Origin of the sequence: Mesorhizobium sp. M7A.F.Ca.US.005.03.2.1 (assembly GCF_003997795.1) — a bacterium.
Classification (GTDB): domain Bacteria; phylum Pseudomonadota; class Alphaproteobacteria; order Rhizobiales; family Rhizobiaceae; genus Mesorhizobium; species Mesorhizobium ciceri.
Genome location: NZ_RZRP01000402.1, coordinates 1 through 5,601 on the forward strand (window position 1 = coordinate 1; position 5,601 = coordinate 5,601).

The window sequence follows — 5,601 nt, forward strand, 5'->3', positions numbered from 1 at the left end:
GCAGCATCTGCCGTTCGCCGGCGAAATCCCCGCCGGCGCCGCGACCGCTTTGCTCGGCGCGCCGCTGCTGCTGTTCCTGTTGCCGCGAATGCGAACCACCCCCGAAAGGCAGGCCGACATGATGTCGTCCGTACGCCTGCCGACAAACGGCCTGCCGTTGATCGCCGGCCTGCTGGCGCTCATCCTCGCGGTTGTCGTCGCAATGGGCTTTGGCCGTGGTGCAGGCGGCTGGCACTGGATCGCATCCGAGGATTTGACCGAGCTGCTTGCCCTGCGCGCGCCTCGCGTCGTCGTCGCCCTGTCGGCGGGCGTCCTGCTCGCGGTCGCTGGCACGCTGATGCAGCGCATGACCGGCAACCCGATGGCAGCACCCGAAGTGCTCGGCATTTCCGGCGGCGCCTCTTTCGGCGTGCTGGCGCTGCTGTTGCTCAGCGACGGCTTCGACCGCGCGGCAATGCTCGGCGCCGCACTCGCGGGCGCCTTGCTGGCGCTGACGATCGTCGTACTGGTCGGGCGGCGCAATGCACTGTCGCCGGCGCGGCTGCTGCTTGCCGGCGTCGCCGTGGCGACGGTCGCGTCGGCCTTCGCCGCGCTGCTTCTGGCCAGCGGCGATCCGCGCACGGGCTTCCTGCTCGCCTGGCTATCGGGATCGACCTATCGCGCAACGCCCAATGATGCCTTCACTGCCGCTGCGGTCGCGGTCGCCGTCCTCGCGCTGGCGCCGCTGACGGCGCGCTGGCTCGATATAGTGCCGCTCGGCGAAACTGCCGCGCGTGGCCTTGGCCTGCGGCTTGGACGGGTTCGCGCCATTCTGCTGGCACTTACCGCGCTGGCCACCGCAACCGCGACATTGGTCATCGGCCCGCTGAGCTTCGTCGGCCTGATGGCGCCGCATCTCGCGCGCATGCTCGGCTTCCGCCGTGCCGTGCCGCAGCTTCTGGCCTCGGCCATGACAGGCGGGCTGATCCTCGTTGCCGCCGACTGGGCAGGCCGGACGCTGATCTTTCCCTGGCAGGTGCCGGCCGGGCTCATCGCCGCCTTCGTCGGCGGCCCCTATTTCATGGCGCTGATGTGGAAAAGCAGGCAATGAAGTCGGCCCTGGCATATTGCCGGCCCTACCCTGCCGATTGTAGGCAGCGCCCATCGATGGCGGCCGGTGCCCTCGCCGCGTCCATCAAGACAGCTTGCGGTTCACCTCGATGATCAGACGTTTCCTGTCCTATTACGCGCCCTGGAAGGGGCTGTTCGCGCTCGACTTCTCCTGCGCGGTGCTGGCCGGCCTGCTCGAACTCGGCTTTCCCATGGCGGTCCGCACCTTCGTCGACCAGCTCCTGCCACGGCAGGACTGGACGCTGATCATCATCGCCTCGGCTGGGCTGCTGGTAATCTATCTGCTCAACACGGTGCTGATGGCGGTCGTCACCTATTGGGGCCACATGCTTGGCATCAACATCGAGACCGAGATGCGGCGCAAGAGCTTCGATCATCTGCAGAAACTGTCGTTCCGCTTCTACGACAACCACAAGACCGGCCATCTCGTCGGTCGCGTCACCAAGGATCTCGAGGAGATCGGCGAGATCGCGCATCATGGCCCCGAGGACCTGTTCATCGCCATCATGACGTTCGCCGGCGCCTTCGTGCTGATGTTCACGGTCAACATGCATCTGGCGCTGATCACGGCGGTGATCGTGCCTCTGATCGCCTGGGTGACGATGCGCTACGGCGACCGCATGGAGCGCAACTGGCAGGCGCTCTACCGGCGTGTCGGCGATTTCAACGTCCGCATCGAGGAGAATGTCGGCGGCATGCGCGTCGTCCAGGCCTTCGCCAACGAGGAGCATGAGCGCACGCTGTTCGCGCATGACAACCAGCGCTACCGCCAGACCAAGCTCGACGCCTACCGCATCATGTCGGCCAGCAATTCGCTGAACTACATGGGCATAAGGCTGATCCAGCTCGTGGTCATGATTGCCGGCAGCTACCTCGTCATCACGGGAGGCCTGAGCAATGGCGGCTTCGTCGGCTTCCTGCTTTTGGTCGGCGTCTTCGTGCGGCCGATCGAGAAGATCAATTCGGTGATCGAGACCTATCCAAAAGGCATTGCCGGCTTCCGCCGCTACACAGAGTTGCTCGACACCGAACCCGACATCGCCGACCGGCCCGGTGCCGTTACCGCCAGCGGCCTCAAGGGCTCCATCGAATATCGCGGTGTGAGCTTCGGCTACGGCGACGGCAAGCCGGTGCTGAAGGATATCGATCTCACCATCCGCGCCGGCGAAACCATCGCCTTCGTCGGGCCGTCAGGTGCCGGCAAGACCACCATATGCTCGCTGCTGCCGCGGTTCTACGAAGTCAGCGCCGGGCGGATCAGCATCGACGGCATCGATATCAGGGACATGACGCTCGCTTCGCTGCGCGGCCAGATCGGCATCGTCCAACAGGATGTCTTCCTGTTCGGCGGCTCGATCCGCGAAAACATTGCCTATGGCCGTCTCGGCGCCTCCGACGGCGCCATCGCCGATGCCGCGCGGCGGGCGCAGCTCGACGGCATGATATCAGGCCTGCCGGCCGGTTACGACACGATCATCGGCGAGCGCGGCGTAAAACTGTCCGGCGGCCAGAAGCAGCGGCTGGCGATTGCCCGTATGTTCTTGAAGAACCCGCCGATCCTGATCCTCGACGAGGCGACGTCGGCGCTCGACACCGAGACCGAGCGCGAAATCCAGAAGTCGCTGGCCGAACTTGCCGAGGGCCGAACCACGCTGGTCATCGCACACCGGCTGGCAACGATCCGCGGCGCCGACCGCATCGTCGTCGTCTCGGAGTCGGGCGTCGTCGAGCAGGGGTCGCACAGCGAACTGATCCGTGCCGGCGGAATCTATCGACGCCTGCACGACGCCCAGCATCTGGTGTCATCGCGTTGATCCACTATGGTAGCGGCCAAAGCAGGGAGCGCCCGGATGATCAAGGCAACGCCCTTCGACTTTCCCTTTGACGGCAGGCTGGTGGCCGAAAACACCGCGCTGATCGTCATCGACCTGCAGCAGGATTTCCTGTCGACGACGGGCTACTTCGCCAGGCAGGGCTATGACCCGTCGCCTCTGAGGGCGATCCTGCCGACGGTGAGCCGGCTGATCGCGGCCGCGCGCAAGGCCGGCGTCAGGGTCATCCATACCAGGCAGGGCTATAGGGCCGACATGGCCGATATGACGCCTTACGAAAAATGGCGCCGCAAGCGCTCCGGTCTCGACGGCACCGATATCCTGCTGCGCTCGGGCACGGGGTTCCAGATCGTTCCGGAGATCGACGTGGCACCGCAGGACATCATCGTCGACAAGACCTGCAACAGCGCCTTCATTTATACGGATTTCGAGCTTGTGCTCCGCGCGCAAGGCATCACGCATCTCATGTTTTCCGGATGCACGACGGATGTCTGCGTCCACACCACGCTGCGCGAAGCCTGCGACCGCAACTTTCAATGCCTGACGATTTCCGACGCCTGCGCCAGCGGCGACAAACAAGCCCACGAGGCCGCGCTTCATATGGTGACGGTCGAAGATGGCGTCTTCGGCGCGCTGGCGGATTCGGGCGCTGTCATTGAAGGCCTGTCGCGGCTTGGCGACAGGCCAGAGGCAACAAAAGGCTGAAGGAGTTCAGCCCGTTGCGCGCGTCTCCAATCCTGCACGAGACGCATATGCCCCAGGCTGGAATGCCTCGTGTTCGCGACGCGCCAGCGAATTGCGCAGCAGGGCGATCGTTTCCCGGCCGAGCGTTGCGATCTCGCGTGGCGTGTCGACACCGACAATCATGAATTCATCGATCCCGAGGGCTGCATAGGCAAGCAGCGACAGGGCGGCCTGGGCTGGCGGCCCGGCAACATCGACCGCCTTGTGACCGGAGGCGGAAGCACCCTGGTGAATCCCGACCGGAAGCGCGAAGCGCAGCTTGCCGGCCCGGCCATGTTCGGCGGCGGAGCGGCGCACCCGCTCCATCAATTGCCGGATCTCGTCGATCGAGCCCGGCGCCAGTTCAAAGACATCGGCATGTCGGCCGGCCACCTTGAGCGCCGTTCCGGACTGCCCGCCCATGCGGATGACCAGGTCGGCGCCGTGCGGTCCCTTGCGCGGCACGTAGCCGCCCTTGATGCTGTAGAACGTTCCTTCGTGGTCGAAGGGCCGGTCGTTCGACCACAGCCGCTTCAGCAGCACCAGATATTCGTCTATTCGCTGCCAGATGACGGTGTGCCCGACCGGCCGTGTTTCGGCGTCGGCATCGCTCAGCGGCTCGCTGATCATTCTCAGCGCCAGGCGTCCGCCGCTTTGCCTGTCGATCGACGCCAGTTGGCGGGCCGCCACAGTCGGTTCGACCACGCCCGCCCAATGGGTGAGCACGACTTCCAGCGACGAGGTGCGATCGAGCACCTGGGCCGCAAGATCCATGTTGGTCAGCAGTCCGGCCGAATCGTCGACGACGATCTTGCGGAAGCCGCCGTCCTCAATCAGCCCGAGCTTGGTCGCGGTCTCGGCAAAGTCGTAGAAAAAAGGAACCGCGGCATCGGCGGTCTTGCCGGGAATATGCGTGAACTCGATCGGCATTGCCATGTCCTCCGTGGTGTCGGGCGCGCGAAAGCACGCCGAGGATTCGGTTCATTCAACTCCAATTGCCTGTAAGTGGTGGGGCAGCTAACCCCGGTCGATCTGACGACTCAGGGAATAAGACCCAGAACAACGGCCCCGGTGAACACGAACGCAAGGGCAAAGACGAGATAGGCGAAAGCCCCGGCATAGGCCGGGCGGAAGGTCTGGGCATTGGCCGCCCGCTGACCACTGCGATCCGTCTGGGCGTTCTGGATATAGGACATATCGACCTCCGTCTCGTCGGTTAATCTATAAAACTTGTAGACTTTGTCGATTGCTATTTTTCGGTCAAATCTAGAATAATTTTCTCTTATGTGATGGGAAGTTGGTAGCCACTTGCTTACAGGGGCACTCGGGCGGCCGATCCGTATGGCGCGTCCGTTTTCGGGTCTGCGTCCGAATGGACCTATGACCTTGCCCTCGCGGCACTCAATTCGTGGATTGGCCGCCCGGCGCCGGCGCGGTAGCATCACCCAACCAGCAAAGCGAAATCGTCACATAGGGGCAAAAAAAATGGGCACAAGACTGGCCGGCAAGGTCGCCATCATTTCGGGCGGCGCGACGGGAATGGGTGGAGCAGCCTCGGAGCTGTTCGCCGCCGAAGGCGCCAAGGTGGCGATCATCGACCGCAACGGCGAGGCGGCCGCCGCAACCGCAGCGACAATCAGGGCACGCGGCCATGTCGCCGAGCATTTTGTCGCCGACGTCTCCGACGAGGCACAGGTCGAAGCCGCCGTGAAGGGTGCTATCGAAAAACTCGGGCCCATCACCGTGCTGTTCAACCACGCCGGCACCATCGTGATAAAGCCCTTCCTGGAGACCACGGTGCAGGAATGGGATTGGCTGCATGCCGTCAATGTGCGCTCGATGTTCCTGATGACGCGCGCCGTTTTGCCCGGCATGATTGCGGCGGGCGGCGGCTCGATCGTCTGCACCTCGTCGATCTCGGCGGTGGCGGCTACTC

6 protein-coding genes are annotated in these 5,601 nt (G+C 64.2%); 4 read left to right on the forward strand and 2 right to left on the reverse strand.

All coding sequences use genetic code 11. The features are described from left to right. From EN991_RS21220 to EN991_RS21230, 3 genes are all read left to right on the forward strand, one after another. Positions 1-1,090, forward strand: a 1,090-nt coding sequence (locus EN991_RS21220) for an iron chelate uptake ABC transporter family permease subunit (RefSeq protein WP_164769243.1), incomplete at its 5' end; no start/stop codon positions are given. Between the two features lie 109 nt (positions 1,091-1,199). Continuing rightward, positions 1,200-2,924 (forward strand): ABC transporter ATP-binding protein, encoded by a 1,725-nt coding sequence (locus EN991_RS21225; RefSeq protein WP_027163019.1) that lies wholly within the window; start codon positions 1,200-1,202, stop codon positions 2,922-2,924. Positions 2,925-2,960: 36 nt separating this feature from the next. After that, the gene (locus EN991_RS21230; protein ID WP_127369481.1) at positions 2,961-3,647 is read left to right on the forward strand and encodes an isochorismatase family cysteine hydrolase; all 687 of its coding nucleotides are present in this window, start codon (positions 2,961-2,963) and stop codon (positions 3,645-3,647) included. 6 nt (positions 3,648-3,653) lie between these two features. On the opposite strand, the gene EN991_RS21235 is transcribed toward EN991_RS21230, so the two are convergent. Further along, complete coding sequence (locus EN991_RS21235; RefSeq protein WP_013528961.1) at positions 3,654-4,595, reverse strand: LLM class flavin-dependent oxidoreductase; 942 nt, start codon at positions 4,593-4,595, stop codon at positions 3,654-3,656. 110 nt (positions 4,596-4,705) lie between these two features. Further along, entirely contained in the window at positions 4,706-4,861 is a 156-nt protein-coding gene (locus tag EN991_RS21240; RefSeq protein WP_013528960.1) for a hypothetical protein, read from the reverse strand. Positions 4,862-5,150: 289 nt separating this feature from the next. Here EN991_RS21240 and EN991_RS21245 point away from each other — a divergent pair. Further along, positions 5,151-5,601, forward strand: a 451-nt coding sequence (locus tag EN991_RS21245) for an SDR family oxidoreductase (protein WP_164769245.1), incomplete at its 3' end; no start/stop codon positions are given.